This is a genomic window from Hyunsoonleella sp. J2K-J805 (assembly GCF_057167125.1).
Map to the genome: position 1 here is coordinate 251,410 of NZ_CM169901.1, position 24,884 is coordinate 276,293.

The window sequence follows — 24,884 nt, forward strand, 5'->3', positions numbered from 1 at the left end:
TAATGAGCAAAAAAGTATTTGTCCTATCGGTCATATTAATGAGTCTGTCACTTATAGGAATTATTTTTGTTCAGGCATATTTTATAAATGATGCTTACGAAAACGAAAAGGAGCGTTTTAAATTTAATGTAAAAAGTGCTTTAAGTTATGTGTCCAATGCTATTGAGAAGAAAGAACTTGATAATTATTTTGAGCGTTTTCAAAAGTTGGACAGTGAAAAAAAGATAGACTCAGCTGCTGTTTCACAGTTGTTTATTTATCAAAGAAATAACAGCACGAAAGACATGCTTATTTATAAAAGTGATGTTTTAGAAGAGAACTATAAGTTATCTTCTTCGCTCTTTGACATTGGTTTAGATAGTATTGATATCAAACGAATTATAGGAAATTCTGAGATGCAAGTTATCGAGGGTTCTGAATCTTCAGATATCGATATTGACAAATCTCCTATTTTAAATATTGTGCACAGTGGTGTGCTAAGTGAAGCTCAAAGAAATTCTTTCGAAAAGAATTTTAGAGCGTTAGCAAAACAAAGGCCAGTTTATGAGCGTGTTTCTACAGATGAATTAGAAGAAATGCTAAGGTCAAAACTGCAACAAAATAGTATTGATATCGATTTTGAATTTGCAGTTTACAGTAGAGATTTGGCAACCAAACTTTACAGTGACGAATTTGAAAGAACGGAAGCATCAACCTTTAGTGTGCCTATTTTTTACGATGAGAACAATCAGAGTAATTACAAGCTTTTAGTAAATTTTCCAGGGGATAATAAGTTTATCTTTTCCTCAATATTAGGAATGGTTTTATTATCAATTGTGTTTACATCTATCATAATTATAGCATATTCAAGTGCTCTATTTCAATTGATAAAACAACGTAAAATTTCACAGATTAAAACAGATTTTATCAATAATATGACACATGAGTTTAAAACGCCTATCGCCACAATTAATTTAGCGTTAGATGCGATAAAAAATCCTAAAATCATTGATAGTAAGGATAAAGTAATACGTTATCTTGATATGATAAGGGAGGAAAATAAGCGAATGCACGCTCAGGTTGAAAACGTATTGAGAATATCTAAACTAGAGAAAAATGAACTAAATATTAGTAAGGATAGGGTTGATTTGCACGACCTAATAGAAGATGCAGTAACTCATGTAGAATTGATTGTAGAAGATAGGCAAGGGTATATAAAAATACATTTAGAGGCAGAACGGACATCGGTTTTAGCAAATGACACGCATTTTACAAATGTAATAGTGAATATGTTGGACAATGCCATTAAATATTCACCGGACGCACCTAAAATAGACGTTTTTACAGAAAATGTTGGCACTAATATTATATTAAAAATACAAGATCAGGGTAGTGGCATGAGTAAGACTGCTGCCAAACGTGTTTTCGAAAAATTTTATCGGGAACATACGGGAGATATACATAACGTAAAAGGTCATGGTTTAGGTTTAGCTTATGTAAAGCGAATCGTTGATGATCACCAAGGCTTTGTATCAGTAGAAAGTGAAAAAGGTAAAGGAAGTACATTTACAATAAAACTTCCGGTAATATCATAAAATTATGGAAGAACAAAATAAGAAAATTTTATTAGTAGAAGATGACCCAAATTTTGGGACTGTTCTAAGGGATTATTTAATGATGAATGATTATGACGTGGTGCATGCAAAGAATGGTATGGAGGGCTTTGAAAAATTTAAGAAGGACGATTACGATTTATGCATTTTAGATGTGATGATGCCTTATAAAGACGGGTTTACGCTTGCTAAAGAAATACGTGAAAAGAATACAGATGTGCCTATTGTATTTTTAACTGCAAAGGCCATGAAGGAAGATGTACTAAAAGGTTACAAAGTTGGAGCGGATGATTATTTAAACAAACCTTTTGACAGCGAAGTATTGCTAATGAAGATAAAGGCTATCATGCAGCGTAAAGCTACTGAGACCATCGCAGACAGTAAACAATTTGAATTCGAAATAGGACGTTTTCACTTAAACTCTAAATTGCGTTTTTTAAGATTTGATGGGGGAGAGCCAGTAAAATTGTCCCCAAAAGAGAATGAATTGTTGCGTTTATTGGCGTTACATGAAAATGATTTAATGCCACGAGAATTGGCTCTGACAAAAATATGGCGAGATGACAACTATTTCACATCTAGAAGTATGGATGTGTATATTGCGAAGTTACGTAAGTATTTAAAGCCAGATGAAAAAGTTGAAATTTTAAATATTCACGGTGAAGGCTTCAGATTAGTGGTGAATAGCTAGAAAGATTCTATAATTGATAAATAGAAATCCAGCAAAAGCTGGATTTTTTTGTTTTTAAAACTTAGAAAAATCATCTATTGAGAAAGCACTTTGATAGGAACTGCTATTAATCGAGTCATTTTCATTTGAATCATAATCCACTAAAATCTTCCATACGCCATTTTCTTTTACATGAATGACATGAAATTTACCGTAATACGACTTTTCTTCTGACGTTTTAGCATTTTGGGTTAATTTATAAATCCCGCGCTCTGATGCTTTCTCTCCATTTTGAATGCGTTCAAAAAACCGAAATGAAATAGTTTGATTTAATGATGCATCTTTCCACCAACTTTTATAGCCTTCAATGTATTCTTTTTTGTTTTTAACGTGCTTTGAATTCCCACTAATGCGAATTAAGCTATCACTATGAATACTAGCAAATAAATTAAAGTCAAGAGTTTCATAAGCCTTTGTGAAACTACTCCAGGCTTCTGAATTTATGGATTTTAGAGTTTCATGATTTTGCGCTTTAACAGCATGTGTTGCAAGCAAAAAAAGACACACAAAAAAAGAATATAAAGGCTTCATGCCAAGCGTAATAAAAATAAAAGGTAAGAAAATTTTAGATGCGCTTTTGAAGCCATTCCTTAAACTCGTAAAAGTTTTGTGGTGCAACGCCATGCCCAACAGGAAACTCAGAATACACATTTTTTATTTGCAATGCGTTTAGAAAAGGTTGTGTTTGTCTCGCCCAGTCAGGTGGGATTACCTGATCTACACTGCCATGGGAACAATAAAAGTTTAAATGCGAGAAGTCCTGTTTATTTAAATCTTCAGGTAAAATATCTTGATTAATATAACCGCTTAGAGCTACTACGTTTTTAACCTTCTGAGGATAAGTTAAAGCCACTGCATAGCTCAAAATTGAGCCTTGGCTAAAACCTAAAAGTGTAACGTTATTTTTTGCAGCACCATATTTTGCAACGATTTCATCAATAAATCTAGCAATCAAGTCCACCGATTGTTTAGCTTGCAAGTTGTCATTCCATTTTCCTTTTTCGGCATCAAAATTAATGGCGTACCAAGCGTTGCCAAAAGGTTGCATGCTGTAAGGCGCTTTGGCGGAAACTATTAAAATTTCCTCAGGTAATTCATTAGCAAAAGAGAACAAGTCGTTTTCATCACTTCCATAACCATGTAACATGATGAGTAAAGGTGCCCTTTCTTCTATATTTGAAGGACGCATAACGTAATCTAAAGACAAGGATGTGTGTAGCATATTTATTAACCTACGCTTGAAAAAATTCTTTGAAAAAAGTCGCCAACCAATGGCACTGTTTGCACTTTACCACCAACTGCATTAATTAAGGCGTATATGATAAGAATAGCAAAACATAAATAGAATGCCGAAGTAACCATCCAGCTATCAAAAGAACTGGCAACAAATGCAAATAGATGGAATACAATCCATAATCCTAAAGATTGTCTTACATTGAAGCTTATAAAAGGATTTTTCTTATCGTTATTCATAAAATAAGCGATAATGATACCGATAATTCCTAAATAGCTAACAACTGAGAGCACTTTACCTTCTTGAATATCTTGTTGTGTCATTTTACTTTAAAGCTAAAATATTATTAGAAATAACGCCATAAACACTTCCCTTTAAACGTTCTCCTTTAAAAATTGAATTGTGCGATTTTGAAAGTATATGTTCTTTTGAAAATGTATATTTTATATTTGGATTGAATAACGTAGCATTTATTTTGTTTCCAATTTGTATTGGCGATTGGTCTAAGCCAAATCTTTGTTTTCCTTTGGTAAGGATGTCTATGGTCTTTTTTAAGGTGAATTTTTGTTGTAATGCGCCAAAAGCACTTTCTAAACCAATGGTGCCATATTCTGCGTGATCAAATTCAATCTTTTTTAACTCAATATCCAAAGGATTATGATCGCTTGTTACCATATCAATGGTGCCATCTTTCACAGCATCTATCAAAGCATCTATATCTTCTTGAAGGCGTAATGGTGGTTTCACTTTAAAATTAGTATCAAAACCTTTTAACGCGTCATCTGTAAAATAAAGGTTATGTATGGCAACACTACAGCTTATATCTAGTCCTTTCGCTTTGGCTTCTCTAATTAATGTTACACTTTTTGCGGTAGAAATCGTAGGAATATGTAATTTTCCTCCTGTATATTCCAATAAAAATAAATCTCTTGCTACTTGTAGCTCTTCTGCAAGCGCAGGATTTCCCTTTAATCCTAATGCTGTACTTGTAATATTTTCGTTCATAACACCAAGTCCAGAAATCTTACTTTCCTGAGGAAATGAACAAACCAAGCCTCCAAAATTGCTAGCGTATTGCAAAGCAATCTTTAAAAGATTAGGATTTGAAATAGGCGATTTGTAATCGTAAAATGCCACGGCGCCAGCATTCATCATATCATATAATTCAGCTAAATCTTCGCCTTTGCTATGTCTTGTTAATGCACCAATTGGTAAGACATTAACCGCGCTGTTTGCACTTTTCGATATGATAAAGGATACATCAGCACTAGTATCGATTATCGGATTTGTATTTGGATTTAGTGCTACCGCAGTAAACCCAGATAGCGCCGCAGTTTTAATTCCATTGGCAATATTTTCCCGCTCTTCAAAACCTGGTTCTGCAAAAGACACACTGCTATCAAACCACCCTTGGGAAACATGGAGGTTTTCAAAAGCAATTTCCTGATAGTTTTCTGGATTTTTTAGTTTAGAATCTATTTTGGTAATTAATCCGTCTTCAATTAAAATATCTTGAGTTGTGTTATGAAAATCACTTTTCGCATCAAGTATTGTGGCGGATTTTATGAGTATGTTCATTCAAAATATTTTAAGATGAGCATTTCTGTAAGTAACAGAATTAGTGCAAAAATAACAAACCATTTCCACAAGGCATTAACTTTGGTCTCACTTTTTAAAGTATCAAACAACTCGCTTATGGTACTGCTGGTTTCAACAAATTCTAGATTATTAACATTTTGATACGTTAACCCACTTTCCTTTCTGTTGAAATTAAAGCTTACATTCTTAACAATAGACTCATTGTTTTTAACCTGATAGATACCATCACGTTTTGGAAGTTCATCAGTGGTTACCATTACTTTATTATTAAAGTTTTGTTGTCTCGGGATGATGCTCTCACTATTGAGATGTAAGGTTAGTACTTCGTCCTGCTGTAAACTCACTTTTACCTCAAAGCTATTTTGTGCTCCAATATTGTAATATAATTTAGGGATTTTAAAGCTGCGCTTCGCAATGTTGTATAAGGTTGGGACGATTAAGGGTGAACTTTTAAAATTTGAATTTTGAGTATTTAATGGTCCCGTAAAAAGATACATTTTATTACTGCTTATTAAAAAAGGCGTTCCATCTTCAAAGGAGAGAATGGGAGCTGCAGCCCTAGAATTTAAACTGTAAAAGGAATTAATTTTTGGATATTGAAAGTTAGTAACTCGTTTTTCAAAAACACCATTATTGTATAGTGGATGGCTATAATTTATGGTGGTAATACGCTTTGCTGATGTCACTTCGTTTTTAAAACCTTGCCTATAATTAGACAAAAATTCATTGTAAGAATCGATAGTTGCATTTTTAGCAGGAATAATTAAAACTGTACCGCCATTATTGGTAAAGGTGCTTAAAACTGTACTAAGGGAATTTGGTATAGTTTTAAGCTCGTTAAGTATAATTAGGTTTTGATTGTTTATCCGATTATAGTCCAAGTTTTTTAAACTATAAGTCATCAATACAAATTCATCTTCGGTATAAATACGTTCTAGAAAATTTGAATCTGTATTACTGATTGCTAAAACATTAATCTTTTCTGGAGTATTGATGTTAAAGAAGAGCCTATTGTCAAACGATAAGTGTGTATCATTAATTTTTATTTCACCATTGATGAGTTCGTTTATAGGTAAATCAAATGTAACTTTTGCTTCTTTGTCAATTTGTGTAGAGGTTTTCGCAATTAAACTAGTATTATTAAGAAGTGAAACCGGTAGATTTTCAATAGGATTTCCGCTATTTGTTACAATAACGGTTAGCTCTAATTTGACTGGATTTGATTTTGAGATATAAGCGGAGTCTATTGCAACGTTTTGAGTATTAATAGGCTCTAATTTTACAGCATGTAACGTTATTAGGGAATCTTTTTCAGGATTGAACATTTCATCTTGATTCTGAAAATCTGAAATAAAAATCAGGTTTTTTGCAGTTTTTACGTCTTTGCTAAATAAATTTTTACTTTTTAATAGCGCAGTTTTAAAAGACACGCTTTTAGGGGCATATTCCAGTTGCAATAAGCTATTTTTGATAGCCCCTAAGGTTGTATTTTTATAGGTTTCAGAATTTGTGAAAATGGATAAATTTTCATCTTCTGGCACATTGAGTAGCAAGTCTTGAATCGCTCGTTTTAATAGAACACCTCTGTCGCCTTTTGCCTGCATACTAAAGGAGTTATCTAAATATACAACTGTTTCGGTCTTTTTGTTGAGGGTGTTGTTTTTAGAATAAAAAGGTTGTGCAAAAGCAAAAATAATAGCAGCAAATAGCAACAATCTGGTTATAAGCGTTAACCACTTTTTTAACTGTGAACTTTTACGGGTTTGTATCACTACATTCTTTAAAAAAGCGACATTTGTGAAGGGTACTTTTTTAAATTTTCGAAGTTGAAATAAATGAACTATTATAGGAATAACCAGTAAAAATAAAGCGTAAAGAAGTTCGGGGTATTTAAACTGCATTTATTTTTTTAGTTTATCAAACCTACGTATTTTTTTTGATTCTAATTATGTCTAACAAAAGAAAATATAGTCCTTAAACGGTTCTAAATCCAATTTATTTAAATATGTTTTGATTTCTTTTTGGGCGTCCTTATTAGCAACTGTTATCAAACTTTGTGGATTTTCAATCTCGGCTAATGCATCAAAATTAAGCATACGCTTGCCATAAATTTCTTTTCCAATTTTATTTGGGTTATCGCAAATCCATTCAAAAGGAATATGACGCACAATAAATATACTAGCCATTAGTTTCCCTTTTGTACCTGCGCCCCAAATCACTAGGTTTTTAGAAGGATTGTAATCAATATCTAAGAAATGTTTCACTTTTAAAGCTGTAAAATGATTTTGAGCATAATGTATATGGGTTCTAGAAGTTCTGGTACTGTAATCACGCCATTTGTGGATTACAGTGTTACAAGGGATACATGAATAATCATTTTTATAAAATCGGAATGTTAGGTCATAATCCTCTGGATAAATATCAGGATAAAATGCACCACAGGCTTCAAGATCTTCTCTGTATAGCATCCAACACGGTGAGGGAATAACACATTCTTTATATATTTCGCTGTAGTTATTGCCTAATTTGGTAAGCGTATTAAGCCAAACTTCATAGCTTTTGTAACCAGGGCCAACACCATTATCATTAAAATATTCAACCAAGCCAATAGCCACATGGTTTTTTCCATGGGTCAATAAATTATAAGCTAAAACTTCAAGCTTATTTGGCAACATAATATCATCACTATCCATGCGTGTTATCAAAGCGCCAGAACTGTTTTTAAAAGCCAGTTTCAAAGCATCAATAATACCGTTTCCATTATTTTTTAAAAGTTTTATGCGGCGATCTGCTGTTGCAAATGTTTCAACTAAACTATAACTATCGTCCGTAGAATGGTCGTCTATTATGAGTAATTCCCAGTTCGTATAGGTCTGCTCTAGAATAGAATTTAAGCATTCTGCTAAAAAGTTTTCAGTATTCTTAAATGGTGTTAATATGCTTACTAGTGGCTGTTGCATGAGCGAATATAGTATCTTTTAACAAAACCTTGGGAAAACATGGTAGCACATAATATTATTTTTGGATTCACTTTTTAATTTAAAAATTTACAAATGAATATTAGAGTTTTTATAGCGTCAATTTGCCTAAGTGCAATGCTATTTGGTTGTGGTGCAGGAAAAGGTAAGGTAAATGATTTGGCTGTTAATTTACCAATTGATGCGCAGATTGATTTATCAAATGTTGTGGATGATAAAGCCCCTGTTGTAATAAACCCTGGGCGTTTTACTGTTGAAACCGTAACCTACAGATTGCCGCGGGTAGTTCAAGGTACGTATTCCGTAAGCGATTTTGGAAAATATGTTGAAGACTTCAAAGCTATTGATTACGATGGAAATGAAATTCCAGCCAATAAAGTTGACGATAATTCTTGGACGATACAAAACGCAAAATCACTTGATAAAATTACTTACATGGTTAACGATACCTATGATATTGAGACCAGAGGAGGCATAGGAGAGGAACAGCCATTTTCTCCATCAGGCACTAACATTGAGCCAGAAAATTATGTGTTGAATTTACATGGTTTTATTGGGTATTTCGATTCACTTAAGAGCAATCAATATAAATTGGATGTTACTGCTCCTGCAGATTTTGCGCGTACTTCTGCATTGCAGAATACATCTTCAAGCACAAGTGATGATGGTAAGTATATGACATCTAGCTATATAGCCCCACGATATTTTGATATTACAGATAACCCAATGATGTACGGTAACTTGGATGTTGAGGAATTTCAAGTTGGAGATATAAAAATAGTTTTAAGCGTGTATTCGCCAAACAAAGTCCATACGGCGGCATCATTAAAAGAAACTGTTTTTAAGATGATGAAAGCTCAAAAAGCATATTTGGGAGATATTAATGCTACGCCCCGATATGATATTTATCTGTACCTATCAGAAGGAAAGGAAGACTCCCCAAAAGGGTTTGGGGCGTTGGAGCACCATACATCAACTGTTGTAGTTTTACCAGAAGCAATGGACGAATCTGCTTTGGCTGAAAGTATGATTGATGTGGTGTCTCATGAGTTTTTTCACATTGTAACACCTTTGAGTGTGCACTCTGAGGATGTACATTATTTCGATTATAACAATCCAACCTTTTCTAAGCATCTGTGGATGTATGAAGGTGTTACAGAGTATTTCGCAACATTATTCCAAATAGATCAAGGTCTCGTTGAAAAAGAAGATTTTTATAATAAGATCATGGGTAAAATACAGGCATCAAAGGCTTATGATGACGCTATGAGTTTTACCATTATGAGTGAAAATGTGCTTAAAGCGCCATATAAAGATCAATATATTAATGTATATCAAAAAGGAGCATTAATTGGAATGTGTATTGATATTTTGATGCGTGAAGTAAGTAATGGCAATAGAGGTATTTTATCACTAATGAAGGAATTGTCAAATAAGTACGGAAAAAACAAACCTTTTGAAGATGATAAATTAATTTCTGAAATAACAGAAATGACATACCCATCAGTTGGAGAGTTTTTAAATACACATGTTGTTGGTGATTTACCAATAAAGTATGAGGACTTTTTTGAAAAAGTAGGGCTGGAAATAGGAGACACAAAAATCAAGGCCAACTACATTATGATGAACAATATGCCTATAGTTAGCGGTGACGGACAAAAAGGCACTATTTTTTTTACTGCAGTAGCGTTACAAAACAGTTTTTGGGCGGAGCAAGGTATACAAGCTAATGACGTTATTGAAACCATCAATGGTACCCAACTAACCTTGATGAATGCTAATCAAGTACTCCAAGAAGTGTTTATGTGGAAACCAGGAAAGGACATTGAGGTAAAACTGAACAGAAACGGTGAAGAAATTGTAATTAAAACTACTACAACTCAGGGTTATACAACTGGTATAGGTTTAATTGAAAAAGAAGATGCTACCGAGAAGCAGGTTGCTCTTAGAAAAGCATGGATGAAAGGATAGATTTATTTTAAATTATACAAAAAGCGATTATTTCATTTTGATTTAATCGCTTTTTTGTTTTCACTAATCCTCTAGGAGATCAGGACGACGCTCTTTAGTGCGCTTATACGCCTGTTCCTCACGCCATTCCTCAATTTTAGGTAAGTTGCCGCTAAACAATAGTTCTGGAACTTTCCAGCCATTATATTCTCTAGGTTTTGTATAGATAGGAGGTGCTAATAGATTATCCTGAAACGAGTCGGTTAGGGCCGAAGTTTCATTGCCTAAAACACCAGGGATCAATCGAATTATAGCATCACACAATACCGCTGCTGCAAGTTCTCCACCAGAAAGTACAAAATCTCCTATGGAAATTTCTTTGGTAATTAAATGATCACGAACACGTTGGTCTACACCTTTATAATGCCCACAAAGAATGATAATGTTCTCTTTAATGCTAATTTGATTCGCTATACCCTGATTAAGGGTTGCTCCATCAGGTGTCATATAAATTACTTCATCATAATCGCGTAGCGATTTGAGGTTTGAAATACATTTATGTATAGGTTCTACCATCATTACCATACCTGCTCCACCACCAAATTGTGTATCGTCTATCGATTTATAATTATCAGTGGCATAATCGCGAAGATTGTGAAAATGAATTTCTACCAAATTTGCTGTTATAGCGCGCTTTAAAATAGATGCTTCAAACGGACTTTTTAGCAGTTCTGGTAATACGGTAATAATATCTATGCGCATAATTTAAATGTTACAGCAAATATAATTGAATTGTTCCTTAATAAAACACTAAAGGTTGCCTTGTAATGAGACAACCTTCTACTTTTAATCTCTGTTTAAATATTGAAAACTATGCTGAATTTACTTTAGAGTGTTGGCTTGGTAAATTCACAAACTCATACATATCGCTGTTTAACATTTTTTGGTACAAGTTTTTGTTTACTGAAACAGGAATTTTTAGATCAGGAAACTTAATGAAGTACTTGTTTCCTTCTTTGCCAATAAAATTGACCTTAACAGATGTTCCTTCCATAATTTAAAATATTTAAGATTAAACTATAAAACTGAATGTTCTGTATCAAAAAATATTCCAAACAAAGTTTGACTAAACGAATGAAAATTTGTCAGTTTAAAGATTTAATAAACCCAGAATTTCTTCTTCAAACCCATTAGAAAACATGTTGGCATGACCATTAACGATCTTACTTTCGTCACTGACTAAAATTACCTTCGTAAGTGGATAAACAGCTAATTTTTGTCTGGATATTTCGGGCTCTTCAAAAATATATTCGTGTTGCAGCGCATTCCTTTTATTTTTTATGGTTGATGCCCACCGTTCTTTGCTGTAATCGTCAATATTCACAGAGATAAATTCCACTTCAGGATATTTTAAAGTTAGTTCTCTTACACGTTTGTGTGTGGTATCAAAATAATCTTTATATAGATGAGACCAAAAATAAACAACAGTAGGTTTGTTAATTATCGAATTCATGTTGACCAGATCATTTCTTAGGTTTCGCACATGAATATCTGGAAATAACTCTCCTGGTTTAAGCTTGTTCATAGAGGAGTTGTAAGCAACAATCAAATCATTATGATTTTTATCTGAGCTTTTTGAAAGGAAATAATTTATCACTTTCTCGTTATCTTCAACTTTTCTACTCTTTGATAAGAAAGACATAGCATAATGATAGAGCAATTGATTTTTGATATCTTTATTTTGTACCAAACTGTCTACCACCTTCATTTTTTCAAGATTGTAGCAATAGTTTGTCCAAATTTGGTAAGGCGATTTTGCATGCTTAACATGGGTTTCCAGAGCTATATTATTAAAGCTTCGTTTAAGGAATGAAGTGTAATTAAAATAATCCTTAAAAAAATCGTCATTATAGTTTATGTGTTCACGATAACTGTAAAAATCTGAAGGTAAAGCCTCAATTATTTTTTTCTTATTCCTCCCATAATGCACAAATGGATATACCTCTTTACTGGAATAATAATCGTAATCAATATTAGCCTGGGCTATTTTGTTAAACAGCTCAGAGGTATTATGCTTTTCCTGAAATTGTTTAAGCTTCTTTATTTTTTTTGATCTGATAGAATCTATTTCCTTTTCGAAGGATTTCGGTTCTAATTGGCATAATTTAAAAACCTCCTTTTCCTCTTTTTCACTCTGAAGAAAATCATTGATTAAATAATTGTTCTTTTTGGCACCTTTACCAGTATATACTAGCGATTCGTCAAAATCAAAAGTGTTTAAACGAAACATAAGGCTGTCTCCGGGTTCCAAAAGTACCATCTGAATTTCACCACCATGACGGAATGTATAAAATCCAGAAGTCAAGCCTTCTATTTTGTATGAAAAACGACTGTTGCCGTCAAGTTTTACAGTATCTAAAACCTCCTTGGAATCATAAAGAACCACATAGTCTGTGTTCTTATTAATTATTTCGCCTCCAAGTATCGCGTAGTTACAAGAATCCGTACCACAACTAATTAAAGCAAAAGCAATACATACTATGTATAAGTATATTTTCATAAATCCCTCTTCAAAAAAAGCAGACGTAATAATCTGCCAATACAAAAATATGTTTTGCACTAGTAACAGGCTGTTAAGGCGTTGTTAAATGTTACCATATCTCTAGTGAAGCGCTAAAAATTAAATTTATTATACTTTACTAACGCTTAGATTTTTTTACTTTTGCAAAAATTTTAAGATAAGGTTATGCTATCAGTTTCAAACCTCTCGGTGCAATTTGGAAAACGTGTTTTATTTGATGAGGTAAATACATCGTTTACTACTGGTAATTGCTATGGTATTATTGGTGCCAATGGTTCTGGGAAATCTACATTTTTAAGGATCCTTTCCAGAAAGCAAGAGCCAACTTCAGGTAATGTAAGTTTGGAAACAGGCAAGCGTATGTCGGTTCTAGAGCAAAATCATAATTTGTATGATACGCATAACGTTTTAGAAACGGTTTTAATGGGTAATAAGCCATTGTTTAAAATTAAGACTGAAATAGATGCGCTTTACGCGGACTACTCAGATGAGAATGCTGAAAAAATTGGAGAATTGCAGGTGCAGTTTGAGGAAATGAATGGTTGGAATGCTGAAAGTGATGCCGCTGCATTACTATCTAATTTAGGGATTAAAGAAGATTTACATTATAGCCTAATGGCCGATTTAGATGGCAAGCAAAAAGTTCGAGTGCTTTTGGCGCAGGCACTTTTTGGGAATCCTGATGTGCTCATTATGGATGAGCCAACCAACGACCTCGATTATGAAACCATTTCTTGGTTAGAGAATTTCTTGGCTAATTATGAAAATTGTGTGATTGTTGTATCTCACGACCGTCACTTTTTAGATGCTGTTTGTACACATATTTCTGATATTGATTTTGGAAAGATTACGCACTATTCTGGGAACTATACGTTTTGGTATGAGTCTTCTCAATTAGCCGCCAAACAACGCGCACAACAGAATAAAAAAGCTGAGGAGAAGAAAAAGGAGTTAGAGGAATTTATCCGCCGTTTTTCTGCCAACGTTGCCAAGAGTAAGCAGGCTACAAGTAGAAAAAAGATGATTGATAAATTGAACATCTCTGATATTAAACCTTCAAGCCGTCGCTATCCGGCCATAATTTTTGAGCGTGAACGTGAGGCTGGGGACCAAATTTTAAATATTGAAGGTTTAACTGCTTCGTTAGATGGCGAAACTTTATTTAACAACATAGATTTAAATTTAGCAAAAGGAGATAAGGTTGTTGTGTTTTCAAGAGATTCCAGAGCCACTACGGCATTTTATCAAATTATAAATGGTAAAGAATCAGCAGATGCGGGGAAATATGCTTGGGGTGTAACTACTACACAATCTTACTTGCCATTGGATAACGGTGAATATTTTCAAAGCGATTTATCACTTGTAGATTGGTTACGTCAATGGGCACAAACCGAAGAAGAACGAGAGGAAGTCTATATTCGTGGGTTTTTAGGTAAAATGATTTTTAGTGGGGAAGAGGCCTTAAAAAAGTGTAATGTGCTTTCTGGGGGAGAAAAAGTACGCTGTATGTTAAGTAGAATGATGATGATAAGAGCCAATGTGTTGATGCTAGATGAACCAACTAACCATTTAGATCTTGAAAGTATTACGGCTTTTAATAATTCATTAAAAAACTTTAAAGGAACCGTATTGTTTACTACGCACGATCATGAGTTTGCGCAAACGGTTGCAAACCGCGTTGTGGAGTTGACACCAAACGGTGTTATCGATCGATACACAACATTTGATGATTACATGCAGGATGCTAAAATAAAGGAGTTACGCGATAAAATGTATGCGGTAACCGCTTAATTATGCTTCTTCTATTTCAGAGAGAAGACGATTTAGAATTGGCGTAACTTTATCCAATTCATCCTTATGCACATGAATTTCTTGAAAGCCTTGAATACTGGCACCAAAGCCTGCTAGTCTTCCAGATTCAGACTCGTCTTTAATTATGGCACAAATATTTTCTTGTTCTAATGCGTTAAAAACACGTTGAACTTGAATGAAGTTTCCAGAAAAAACTTTAATATAATTAGATACTTCCATAGCCAAAAGGTTAAAAGATTTCACTTAAAGTTACAAAAAAAAATCGAGATTTAAAAGGTTTAAAACGTTCCGACAATACCGATTTGGTTATTAGATAGCTTTAAATTCCAAGATATTTTAGCATGTGCTTTGCTATAATTGTAGGCTTTAGAGTTGAAGAGAAATTTATCAATACCATCTACCACGATAATACTTAATGCGGCGGAAAAAGAAATATCCGTAAGCCAATGAGCGCCATCAACTAATCGAGAAATAGGAGCAATGGCGCCAATACTGTATATACCAACTTTTACCCACGTATTATTAAACTGTTTAGCAATAGCATGAGACATGGTAATAGATAAAGTGGTATGTCCTGATGGAAAAGAGTGGTATCCTGGCTCAGAAGAGAACAGTCTAAAATTAAAAGGGTCGCCTGTATGATTTGGTCTTGAACGCCCAACACTCCCTTTTAATAAGCTGTTTATAGCCCCACTAGTAATAGATGATGAAATGATAAGTACACTTGTTTTTCTGATTTTTTCATTTTTAGTAGCTAAACCAAAGCCATACAATCCTGCATTTGCAATAAAATAGTTTTGTGGACTCCCAAAATACCAACCAAAATCTCTTATACCCTTTGGAAAATCTTCTTTATTTCTAGCAAAAAAACGGTTTGTCTCTTTATCTAAGCTAGATAAGGCTACCGTACCAACGATAAAGCCACCTAGTTTACCAAAGTCTTTACCCTTCCAATGCAACGGCCTTGTAAAACTGTGCCCAACACTTTTTAGTGTTTGTTTAATGTCGTGTTTTAAAAGTTGTGGTATAGATTGGTCATCCTTAAGGGTTAAAGCATCATTACCTCTAGGAGATTGAGCACTAATGCTAGTAAATATACCTACTATAAAAAAATAGACAAAAGGCTTCAAAAAACTCATGGCTCTTACAGTAAAAAAATTAAAAGGAATCAAAAAAAGAACTCGTAAGCAAAAGTATCAATTTGGCAAGATTATTTTATCTCAATTCAGCCCCAAACTGTTTCTCGAAATTAATTTGAAGCTTTGCCATTATTTTGTCAATTTGCTTATCGGTAAGTGTTTTATTTTCATCTTGAAGAATAAAACTAACCGCATAACTTTTTTTGCCTTTTGGTAAGTTTTTACCTTGATAAACATCAAATAGATTTACTTCTTTAAGTAATTGTCTTTCAGTTTGTTTTGCTATTTTATATAAATCTTTGAATAAAATATTATCATCTATCAATAATGCAAAGTCTCTGCGTACTTTAGGATATTTGGGTATGGATTTAAATACAATTTTATTTCTCTTAATTATATCTAAAATGGTATCCCAATTAAAATCAGCGCAAACCACTTCCTGAGAAATGTCAAAATGCTTTAGCACAGTTTTGGTTATTAAACCAAAGTCCACAAGCTTTATTTTTCCTAAACTAAACGAAACACCTTCACTGAATAAATCATTTTTAATAGGCGATTCGTTATATCTTGCAATACCCAAGCGTTCAAGAATAGCACTTACAAACCCTTTTAGAAAGAAAAAGTCACTTTTAAGTTTTGAATTAGTATTCCAGCTTTCAGCGTACTGATTGCCAGTTGCGAAAACAGTTAAATGTTTATGTTCCTCTTTGTCTTCGGAAAAGTTATGGTATGTTTTTCCGAATTCAAAGAGCTTTAAATCGTGTCGTTTTCTATTGATGTTATATGATATTGCTTCAAGCCCTGAAAATACTAAGGATTGTCTTAAAACTGAAAGTTCATTGCTCAACGGGTTAAGCATTTCGATATTATGATCGGTTTTTAGTTGCTCACTTAAGCTAGTATAATCAGGAGTAGTCAATGAGTTTGATAGAATTTCGAAAAAACCTTGTCCGGCCAATTGGTTGCCAATAGTATTCTGGACTTTAAAATCCTCAAAACGAGACATACTGGATATTGAGGCATTTAGTTTGTTAGAGATGTTGATATTGTTATAACCATAAACCCTAAGTATCTCCTCAATAACATCTGCTTCCCTTAGTACATCATTCCTAAAAGCAGGTACGGTCAGTCCTAAACCAGTTTCTGTGACATTGTTTACTTTAATGTCAAGAGACGTTAGTATGCGTTTAATAGTTTCTTTTGGAATTTCCTCACCTATTATTTTTTTAGCGTTTTCGAAACTCAGGCGTACTTGAAAATCTTCAATCTTTTTTGGGTAGATATCCACAATGTCACTTGTAATATCTCCACCCGCTAATTCTTGAATTAAAAGTGCAGCACGTTTTAATGCATATTCAGTAATATTTGGATCAATGCCCCGCTCAAAACGGAATGATGCGTCTGTATTCAAACCATGGTGTTTGGCCGTTTTTCTTATGCTTACAGGGTCAAAATATGCGCTTTCTAAAAATATACTCCTTGTTTTTTCAGTTACACCAGATTCAATACCACCAAAAACACCTGCAATACACATTGGTTTTTCAGCATCGCAAATCATTAAATCTTCGTCGTGTAATTCTCTTTCAACACCGTCAAGAGTTATAAACTTAGTGCCTTTTTTTAATGTTTTTACTTCAATTTTATCACCTTCAATCTTGCCAGCATCAAAGGCGTGTAAGGGTTGCCCCAGTTCGTGTAATACATAATTTGTGGCATCTACCACATTGTTTATTGGGCTAAGTCCAATAGCTTTAAGCCTATGTTGTAACCATTGCGGAGAATCCGTCACTTTAATTCCAGAAATGGTAACACCACAATAGCGAGGTGCCAGTTCTTTATCGATAACATCGACATCTATTTTTAATGTTCTGTTTTCAACGTTAAAAGCACTAACGGATGGTGTTATCAACTCTACTTTCACTTCTTTTTGAAGTAACCCTGCTTTAAGATCGCGTGCGGTACCGTAATGGCTCATGGCATCCGCTCTGTTTGGGGTTAAGCCAATTTCAAAAACCGTATCATTTTCTATTTCAAAAACGTCGGCAGCAGGCGTGCCAACTTTTAGTTTTTCATCTAAAACCATAATACCATCATGTGATGTGCCAAGACCAAGTTCGTCTTCAGCACAAATCATCCCATGACTCTCTTCTCCTCTAATTTTTCCTTTCTTAATTTTCCATGCCTCTCCTTCTTCGGTATATAAAGTTGTGCCAATCGTGGCAACTGGTACTTTTTGGCCTGCTGCTACATTGGGTGCGCCACAAACTATTTGCAATGGAGTATCACCACCTAAATCTACTGTGGTTACTTTCAGTTTATCGGCATTTGGGTGTTTCTCACAAGTTAAAACCTTCCCAACAACAACGCCATCTAAACCGCCCTTTACAGATTGGTATTTTTCCAATCCTTCAACTTCTAATCCTAAATCGGTTAATAGCTCGCTGGTTTGTTCTGGCGTCCATTCAATATCAATAAATTGCTTCAACCAGTTATAAGAAATCTTCATAAATCGTTATCCTATTAGAGGAGGCAAAGATAATTCTTTGAAGCTAGTATTCAAATAATGCCCCTTATTTTGTATGGCGAAAATAATTGTTTGAAAGTTGTTCAGTATCTTGCCAAAAATTGTTCTAATTCGTAGCCATACTTCCAAATGAAATATAAATATATATCCTTACTTATAATCCTTGTTTTTTCTTGTAAAGAAGAGGTGAGCATTAAAAAATTGGAACCTTCGAAATATAGGGCCGAACTGAAAGTTAATGATACTTTGAACCTGCCTTTTGTTTTTGAAGTTGTGTCTGAAAATGAATTGAGAATTTTCAATGCTGAGGAGATTATTGAAGTAAATAATGTTACATATAATAATGATTCAGTGTACATACAAACGCCAGTTTTTGAAGGTTATATAGTAGCTGAAATCAAGGACAGTGCGTTACGGGGAAGTTTCATTAAGGAAAATTTGAACAGGGTGATGGATTTTAGTGCAAAAAAGAATGACACTAGGTTTGATGCAGTTGATAGCATTTCCAGATACAATATTGAAGGCGGATGGGAGACTGTTTTCAGTCCAAATTCTGAAGAAGATAAATATATAGCCAAAGGTGTTTTTAAACAGTATGCTAATAAGGTGACAGGTACATTTCGAACTACAACCGGAGATTATCGTTATCTGGAAGGTGTTTTAAATGGTAATCAGCTAAGGTTATCTACATTTGATGGTGCGCATGCCTTTTTGTTTACAGCTAAAGTAAATGACAGCACAATGGCGGGAATGTTCTATTCCGGGAATCATTGGAAAGAATCTTTTGTAGCAAAGCGTAATGATGATTATGAGCTACCTGATGCCAATACGCTAACTTATTTGAAAGAAGGATACGAGAAGATAGAGTTTTCATTTCCTGATAACAGCGGAAATATGGTTTCCTTAGATGACGAAAGGTTTAAGGATAAAGTAGTTATAATTCAAATTATGGGCACATGGTGCCCCAATTGTTTGGATGAAAGCGAGTTTTATGCAGAATATTATAACGCCAATGAGGATAAAGACTTAGAGATTATTGCTTTAGCTTTTGAATATGTGAATTCCAAGGAAAAGGCATTTAACAACATAAAACGGCTGAAGGACAAAACAGGAATTAATTACCCCGTTTTATTAGCACAATATGGTTCTTCCAGTAAAGCAAGAGCACAAGAAAAGTTACCTATGCTTAACCATGTGTTGTCTTACCCTACTACAATTTTTGTTGATAAGAATGGTAAGGTCAGAAAAATTCATACAGGGTTTAACGGACCTGCCACTGGACAAAAATTCATTGAGTTTAAGGAAGAATTTAATCTTTTTATTAATGAACTATTAGCTGAATAGTTTCAATTCACTAGTAAATGTTAAAACTGTTAATTAACATTATTTACCGTTTATTTAACAAAGCGCTAACATTAGCATATTGAAATAGCCTGTAATTTGCTAATAATTAAAACTATAGGTTTTTTCTTCATCAATCAAACCAAACTATCAGTAATTAAGCTCAATCTAAGACTAAGGTTGAGTTTTTTGTCTTTAAATCTGCACTTCTCCAGAAAACCCCTGCGATATTATTAAGACCAATTTATTAACTTGTCGTAGTTAATTTATAGTGCATGGAAAAGCAAGAGATGAATATAATGGATAAAATATCCAAGATGTTTCATATAGATTTTCAGGAACCCGAGGACAATATTTGGTTGCAAAGTGCAAAAACCCTGAGCAGAATAATAGGTGTTTTAGGAATGCTGTTGCCATTGTTACTATGGCTATTTTTAATAATTGTAAATCAACACTTTAAAGTGTTACCCTCAATTAGTCATTATTATTTTACACGTTCCAATGTCATATTTATAATCGTGGTAAGCCTTATAGCAATTTTTCTTCTGGTCTACAAAAAAGGAAAAGGCGGTTTCTTTTGGTCTACGACTGCAGCTATTGGCGCGTTACTGCTATTGCTTTTTCCTACCAATCCCATAACTCAAAATTGTTGTGATATATGTGATTCTGTAAATATCGCCCACATAGAAGACAATTCATTTAGAAATGTTTTTCACTATATCAGTGCCGCTATATTTTTAGGGAGTTTGGCCATTATGAGTTTATTTATTTTTACCAAAGAAAATAAAGATAAGCTGGAATTTAAACCAGAAAGTTGTACACCAAACAAGGTAAAAAACCAAAATGTGGTATACAGAATTTGTGGTGTAATTATGGTGTTTAGTTTACTTGCAATTCTGGCAGGGTCTTTTGATACAGACTTTAAACCTATTTACGACGCGAATAATTTAACCTTTTGGATGGAAGCCATAGCTGTTGAAGCCTTTGGGTTTTCTTGGTTGGTAAAAGGGGAAGCTTTTTTTAAAAGTAAATAACCGTTTTAACACCGATAATAAAACGTCTTGAAAACGTGATAAATATCACTTTTTAAGCCAATAATTAAGGGTATCTTTGTGTGAGATAAATACTCATATCATGTCCAAGAACGACCTTTGTGTTGGAAAGCAGTTTAATTTTCTTAAAAGTGTAACCTCTAAAGAGAATGAAGCATTTAAAAAAACAGGTAATATGTTTAATATTTCCAAAGGGGATATTGTTTTTTATCAAGATGAGAAGTTGCATAAACTGTTTTGTATTTGCAAAGGAGCCTGCAAATTCTCTTTAATTGATGAAAACGGAAAAGAACATATTACCAAACTATTAGGAAAAGGCGATCTAATGGGTAGGCATGCTATTATTGCCAACAAGGGCGCTTTGGTTACGGCAACGGCAATTACGGATACTGTATTATGCTCCTTGGATAGAATAACCGTAATTGATACTATGCAAGATAATATTAAGTTTTCCAATGATGTGATAAGGGGGTTCGTAAACGAAATGGCAGAGGATATAGAGAAAATTCAATATTTTCAAAACTATAAATCAGTACAAAGACAACTAGCAGGATTATTGCTATATCTTGCCAAAAAATATGGTGTGGATAATGATGGTTGGATTAAGGTTTCGTTAAAACGTCAAGATTTTGCAAATATATTAGGCACTACAAGCGAGTACGTAATCACCCTTCTGTCAAAGTTCAAACAAAAAAAGTACTTGAAAGTCGACAGGGAAAAAATAAAAATATTATCCCTTAAGCAATTGAATACCATTGTAAAAGCCTCATAACTTCAAAGAACCTATAATTTTATAGGTTGTATTTTTTTTCCATCGTGTATATTTATACATCTAAATCATAAGTATACTACCCAACATGGCATACGACAACAGAGAAAAACGTTGTGAAAACTGTATCGTTAGACAGTTTAATAATTTGCGCGCCATGAGTAAGCAAGAGCTTAAAGAGGTATCTGATGCCAAAATCACCAAAAAAATAAAAAAAGGAGAAACTATTTTTGAGGAAGGCGAAAAGCTAAATGGTGTATTCTGTATTCGTGACGGTGTTTCAAAACTCTCTAAGTTAAGCTCTAATGGTAAAGACCAAATTGTAAAGTTGGCCGCAAAAGGCGAGGTGATAGGTCAGCGCTCAGTTATTGCAGAGGAGCAAGTAGATGTAAAGGCTACCGCAGTTAACGATATGGAAGTTTGTTTTATTCCAAAAGAGCGTATTGTTAAACCATTAAAGTCTAACCCAAAGTTTACTATGGATGTACTAAAAACTATGGTTAACGATCTCAAAGATTCCAACAATATTATTTTAAGTCTTTCCCAAAAAAACGTAAAACAACGAATAGCACAAGCTTTATTATATCTAAGCGAGCATTATGGTGAGGATGAAGAAGGGTATTTAAACCTAAACTTAACTAGAGAGGACTTGGCAAGTGTTGTGGGTACTGCGCTAGAGTCCTGCATTCGAAATTTATCATGGCTAAAGCGGGAAGGCTTCCTAAAACTATCTGGAAAAAAAGTTGGAATCATAGATGTTAATGCTCTAGAACGGTTTATAGATGATTTTTGATGTTTAGATTTTTATCTTTTTTTCAAAACCTGATAAATATCACATTCTTTCTTTTAATTACTTCATAAGTTTACATCGTAAAAAGGTTTATACTTATGAGAACCACTGTGGTTATTGATAGTCTACAATGTGAAAATTGTAAAAGTTTTTTGGATGAAGAGATCCAAAAAGTGGAAGGTATCTCAAATTTAGAAGTCGATTTAGAAACAAGAAGTATAAGTTTTGATTTTAAAACCCATAATGCCATTGAGGGTTTGCGCATGAAACTGAAAAAACTGGGCTATCCAATCACTAAAGACCCCAGTATTATTGAACAAGGTTTGAAATGTGTGAAAGTCTCTTTAGAAGAAATGTCTATGGCAGATAAGTGATATCACTTATGTAATTTTGTCACAATTAATTTTTGGAATAAAAAAACCTTCACCGAAAGCGAAGGTTTTTTTGTTGCGGAGAAAGAGGGATTCGAACCCCCGGAGGTGTGACCCTCAACAGTTTTCAAGACTGCCGCATTCGACCACTCTGCCATTTCTCCAGTGTTTAATGCTTGTGCCTTTAAGCAGGCTTGCCCGCCGAAACGATGCCAAAGGCATTGCGTAGGCGGGTGCAAATATAGAACCCTTTTTTAATTCTTTCAAATAAAACATCAATTTTTTCATTTAGATGGCAACCGCGCCTCAATCTATTTATTTTATTAAGCATTTTATAAAAAAAAGCATTACAAACCTTATTTTTGCACAAAATAAATTGTTGATGTCAAATACAATTAAACAGTTACAATGGCGATATGCTACCAAGAAGTTTGATAGCAATAAAACATTGCCAGAGGACAAGCTCAATATTCTTAAACAAGCATTTAATTTAACGGCTACCTCTTACGGTTTGCAAACCATAAAAATGCTGATTATCAAGGATAGAGTTTTAAGATCTAAGCTTGTAGAGCACTCATACAAACAAAAACAAGTACTGGATGCATCGCATCTTTTGGTCATTTGCATACAGGAAAATATTTTAAACATTGATGTTAACCAATATTACGACAACATAAAAGATATCAGGGAAACCCCTGAAACCATATTAAAACCTTATCGTGATGGATTGATTGATATGATGGCCAAAATGTCAATAGTGGAACGCCAAAAGTGGTCTACCAACCAAGCATACATTGCACTTGGAAACTTAATGACCGTGTGCGCCATGGAAGCTATAGATGCATGTCCAATGGAAGGCTTTATACCTCCAAAATACGATGAGATTTTAGAGTTAAAACAACAACGACTAAAAACAGTATTGCTACTGCCGGTAGGTTATAGAGCCGGGGATGATATGTTTTCAGAGTTAAAAAAAGTTAGAAAACCTATTGACGAAGCCGTAATAGAATTATAAATTATTTGGGCGTTACCCACACCCTTCGAGTTGCTCAGGGCAAGTGGGTCGGGCTTTCGGCAGTCGCTCTCTCCTTCGTGGAGGAGCTTCAACAAATGACTTGGTTGCTGAGGTTCTCGAAGCACAATCCCTAACGCGAAACCCAAACAGATAAAATAAACTCATATGCCAGGATTTGAATTATTCGGAGATCTAGAAAGAAAAGAAGTAAATGATGTATTAGATAATGGCGTTATTATGCGCTATGGTTTTGATGGTATGCGAAACGGCCATTGGAAAGCTAAAGAACTCGAAAAAGAACTTCAAAATACATTTGAGACTAAATATGTGCAATTGGTTTCTAGCGGAACTGCAGCTGTCTCAGTAGCATTGGCATCTGCTGGTGTTGGAGCGGGAGATGAGGTTTTAATGCCATCTTTTACATTTGTAGCCAGTTTTGAGGCGATAATGATGCTTGGGGCCATTCCTGTTTTGGTAGATGTAGATGATACATTGTGTTTAAATGCAGAAGCTATCGAAAAGGCAATAACTCCAAAAACAAAGGCCATTATGGTAGTGCAAATGTGTGGTAGCATGGCAAATATGGAGTCTATCCAAACTGTTGCAGATAAGCATAACTTACTAGTCGTAGAAGACGCATGTCAGGCTATAGGAGGCACATATAAAGGAAAACCTTTAGGCAGTATTGGTGATTTGGGTTGTTTTTCATTCGATTTTGTAAAAACCATTACCTGCGGAGAAGGAGGAGCAGTAATAACAAATAATGAAGATTATTATTTGAATGCCGACCACTATAGTGATCATGGTCACGATCACATTGGGAATGATAGAGGCGCAGAAAAACATCCGTTTTTGGGGTATAATTTTAGGATTTCAGAACTGCATGCGGCCGTTGGTTTGGCACAAGCAAAACGGTTACCGGAGTTTTTAAGGATTCAAAGAAAAAACTTCAATATCCTTAGGGAAGCGTTATCCCAAATTCCTGAAGTCACCTTTAGAACTGTCCCAGAAGGTGGTGTGGAAAGCTGTGCTTTTTTAAATTTCTTTTTACCAAATTTGGAAATCGCAACAAAGGTAAGTAAAGCGTTTGGCGAAAATGGTGTAGATGCCTGTTGGAATTATTACAATAATAACTGGCATTACGTTAAAAGATGGGAACATCTTAAAGAATTAAAATCGCTATATCCAATAAGCGATGCCATTAAAGAAGGATTATCAAATTTAAAACATCAAGATTTTTCAAAATCTGATTACTACATAGGTAGAAATATATCTTGTTTGATTAAATTGTCTTGGACGGAAGAACAGGTTAGGGAACGAGCAGACAAGATGACAGCTATTATTAAGAGTGCTATTTCTTAATTGTAATATTCTTTTTTCACTAAATTGTAGTATTCAAATCTCAGA

At 34.1% G+C, this 24,884-nt stretch carries 23 protein-coding genes and 1 tRNA gene; 11 read left to right on the forward strand and 13 right to left on the reverse strand.

The features are described 5' to 3' along the window. Positions 1-2 precede the first annotated feature (2 nt). A complete protein-coding gene (locus tag AC1B0Z_RS01030; RefSeq protein ID WP_483793656.1) occupies positions 3-1,574 on the forward strand; it encodes a sensor histidine kinase in 1,572 nt (523 codons plus the stop codon). 4 nt (positions 1,575-1,578) lie between these two features. Continuing rightward, on the forward strand, positions 1,579-2,283 hold the full coding sequence (locus AC1B0Z_RS01035) for a response regulator transcription factor (protein ID WP_092580534.1): 705 nt from the start codon (positions 1,579-1,581) through the stop codon (positions 2,281-2,283). Positions 2,284-2,337: 54 nt separating this feature from the next. On the opposite strand, the gene AC1B0Z_RS01040 is transcribed toward AC1B0Z_RS01035, so the two are convergent. Genes AC1B0Z_RS01040 through AC1B0Z_RS01065 form a run of 6 tightly spaced genes read right to left on the reverse strand, consistent with a single transcriptional unit; the run spans position 2,338 to position 8,115 of the window. After that, on the reverse strand, positions 2,338-2,853 hold the full coding sequence (locus AC1B0Z_RS01040; RefSeq protein WP_483793657.1) for a nuclear transport factor 2 family protein: 516 nt from the start codon (positions 2,851-2,853) through the stop codon (positions 2,338-2,340). 34 nt (positions 2,854-2,887) lie between these two features. Next, positions 2,888-3,544, reverse strand: coding sequence for an alpha/beta hydrolase (locus tag AC1B0Z_RS01045; protein WP_483793658.1), 657 nt, complete (start codon positions 3,542-3,544; stop codon positions 2,888-2,890). 5 nt (positions 3,545-3,549) lie between these two features. Further along, positions 3,550-3,879 carry a hypothetical protein gene (locus AC1B0Z_RS01050; protein ID WP_483793659.1) on the reverse strand — a complete coding sequence of 110 codons (330 nt, stop codon included), beginning with the start codon at positions 3,877-3,879 and terminating at the stop codon, positions 3,550-3,552. Position 3,880: 1 nt separating this feature from the next. Next, positions 3,881-5,134 (reverse strand): dihydroorotase, encoded by a 1,254-nt coding sequence (locus AC1B0Z_RS01055; protein WP_483793660.1) that lies wholly within the window; start codon positions 5,132-5,134, stop codon positions 3,881-3,883. Then, entirely contained in the window at positions 5,131-7,056 is a 1,926-nt protein-coding gene (locus AC1B0Z_RS01060) for a BatA domain-containing protein (RefSeq protein WP_483793661.1), read from the reverse strand. The genes AC1B0Z_RS01055 and AC1B0Z_RS01060 overlap by 4 nt, the downstream gene beginning before the upstream one ends. Before the next feature lie 51 nt (positions 7,057-7,107). Beyond that, entirely contained in the window at positions 7,108-8,115 is a 1,008-nt protein-coding gene (locus tag AC1B0Z_RS01065) for a glycosyltransferase family 2 protein (protein ID WP_483793663.1), read from the reverse strand. Positions 8,116-8,208: 93 nt separating this feature from the next. On the opposite strand from AC1B0Z_RS01065, the gene AC1B0Z_RS01070 reads away from it, so the two are divergent. Beyond that, the gene (locus AC1B0Z_RS01070) at positions 8,209-10,104 is read left to right on the forward strand and encodes a M61 family metallopeptidase (protein WP_483793664.1); all 1,896 of its coding nucleotides are present in this window, start codon (positions 8,209-8,211) and stop codon (positions 10,102-10,104) included. Positions 10,105-10,167: 63 nt separating this feature from the next. Here AC1B0Z_RS01070 and trmD read toward each other — a convergent pair whose 3' ends face one another. From trmD to AC1B0Z_RS01085, 3 genes are all read right to left on the reverse strand, one after another. Then, the gene (trmD, locus tag AC1B0Z_RS01075; RefSeq protein WP_483793665.1) at positions 10,168-10,845 is read right to left on the reverse strand and encodes a tRNA (guanosine(37)-N1)-methyltransferase TrmD; all 678 of its coding nucleotides are present in this window, start codon (positions 10,843-10,845) and stop codon (positions 10,168-10,170) included. Between the two features lie 109 nt (positions 10,846-10,954). Beyond that, entirely contained in the window at positions 10,955-11,137 is a 183-nt protein-coding gene (locus AC1B0Z_RS01080) for a hypothetical protein (protein ID WP_483793666.1), read from the reverse strand. 96 nt (positions 11,138-11,233) lie between these two features. Further along, entirely contained in the window at positions 11,234-12,643 is a 1,410-nt protein-coding gene (locus AC1B0Z_RS01085; protein WP_483793667.1) for a TlpA family protein disulfide reductase, read from the reverse strand. A 186-nt stretch (positions 12,644-12,829) separates the two neighbouring features. On the opposite strand from AC1B0Z_RS01085, the gene AC1B0Z_RS01090 reads away from it, so the two are divergent. Beyond that, positions 12,830-14,455, forward strand: coding sequence for an ABC-F family ATP-binding cassette domain-containing protein (locus tag AC1B0Z_RS01090; RefSeq protein ID WP_483793668.1), 1,626 nt, complete (start codon positions 12,830-12,832; stop codon positions 14,453-14,455). On the opposite strand, the gene AC1B0Z_RS01095 is transcribed toward AC1B0Z_RS01090, so the two are convergent. The 3 genes from AC1B0Z_RS01095 to pheT all read right to left on the reverse strand — a co-directional run bounded on the left by AC1B0Z_RS01095 (position 14,456) and on the right by pheT (position 18,121). After that, positions 14,456-14,695, reverse strand: coding sequence for a putative signal transducing protein (locus AC1B0Z_RS01095; protein ID WP_483793670.1), 240 nt, complete (start codon positions 14,693-14,695; stop codon positions 14,456-14,458). Between the two features lie 59 nt (positions 14,696-14,754). Continuing rightward, the gene (locus tag AC1B0Z_RS01100; protein ID WP_483793671.1) at positions 14,755-15,615 is read right to left on the reverse strand and encodes a phosphatase PAP2 family protein; all 861 of its coding nucleotides are present in this window, start codon (positions 15,613-15,615) and stop codon (positions 14,755-14,757) included. 76 nt (positions 15,616-15,691) lie between these two features. Continuing rightward, positions 15,692-18,121, reverse strand: a complete 2,430-nt coding sequence (pheT, locus tag AC1B0Z_RS01105) for a phenylalanine--tRNA ligase subunit beta (RefSeq protein ID WP_483793672.1) — start codon at positions 18,119-18,121, stop codon at positions 15,692-15,694. A 147-nt stretch (positions 18,122-18,268) separates the two neighbouring features. Between pheT and AC1B0Z_RS01110 the strand changes: the two genes are divergently transcribed. From AC1B0Z_RS01110 to AC1B0Z_RS01130, 5 genes are all read left to right on the forward strand, one after another. Then, entirely contained in the window at positions 18,269-19,483 is a 1,215-nt protein-coding gene (locus AC1B0Z_RS01110; RefSeq protein ID WP_483793673.1) for a peroxiredoxin family protein, read from the forward strand. Between the two features lie 272 nt (positions 19,484-19,755). Further along, on the forward strand, positions 19,756-20,514 hold the full coding sequence (locus tag AC1B0Z_RS01115; RefSeq protein ID WP_483793675.1) for a hypothetical protein: 759 nt from the start codon (positions 19,756-19,758) through the stop codon (positions 20,512-20,514). Between the two features lie 100 nt (positions 20,515-20,614). Next, positions 20,615-21,304, forward strand: coding sequence for a Crp/Fnr family transcriptional regulator (locus tag AC1B0Z_RS01120; protein WP_483793677.1), 690 nt, complete (start codon positions 20,615-20,617; stop codon positions 21,302-21,304). Positions 21,305-21,389: 85 nt separating this feature from the next. Further along, entirely contained in the window at positions 21,390-22,094 is a 705-nt protein-coding gene (locus tag AC1B0Z_RS01125) for a Crp/Fnr family transcriptional regulator (protein ID WP_483793678.1), read from the forward strand. 95 nt (positions 22,095-22,189) lie between these two features. Next, positions 22,190-22,465, forward strand: coding sequence for a heavy-metal-associated domain-containing protein (locus AC1B0Z_RS01130; RefSeq protein ID WP_483793679.1), 276 nt, complete (start codon positions 22,190-22,192; stop codon positions 22,463-22,465). A 76-nt stretch (positions 22,466-22,541) separates the two neighbouring features. Here the strand turns inward: AC1B0Z_RS01130 and AC1B0Z_RS01135 are convergent. Then, positions 22,542-22,626: transfer RNA gene (locus AC1B0Z_RS01135), tRNA-Ser, on the reverse strand. 218 nt (positions 22,627-22,844) lie between these two features. On the opposite strand from AC1B0Z_RS01135, the gene AC1B0Z_RS01140 reads away from it, so the two are divergent. Further along, entirely contained in the window at positions 22,845-23,477 is a 633-nt protein-coding gene (locus tag AC1B0Z_RS01140) for an NAD(P)H-dependent oxidoreductase (RefSeq protein ID WP_483793680.1), read from the forward strand. Positions 23,478-23,642: 165 nt separating this feature from the next. Continuing rightward, positions 23,643-24,839: a DegT/DnrJ/EryC1/StrS family aminotransferase gene (locus tag AC1B0Z_RS01145; protein ID WP_483793681.1), complete on the forward strand. Its 1,197-nt coding sequence runs from the start codon at positions 23,643-23,645 to the stop codon at positions 24,837-24,839. Positions 24,840-24,884: the final 45 nt, after the last annotated feature.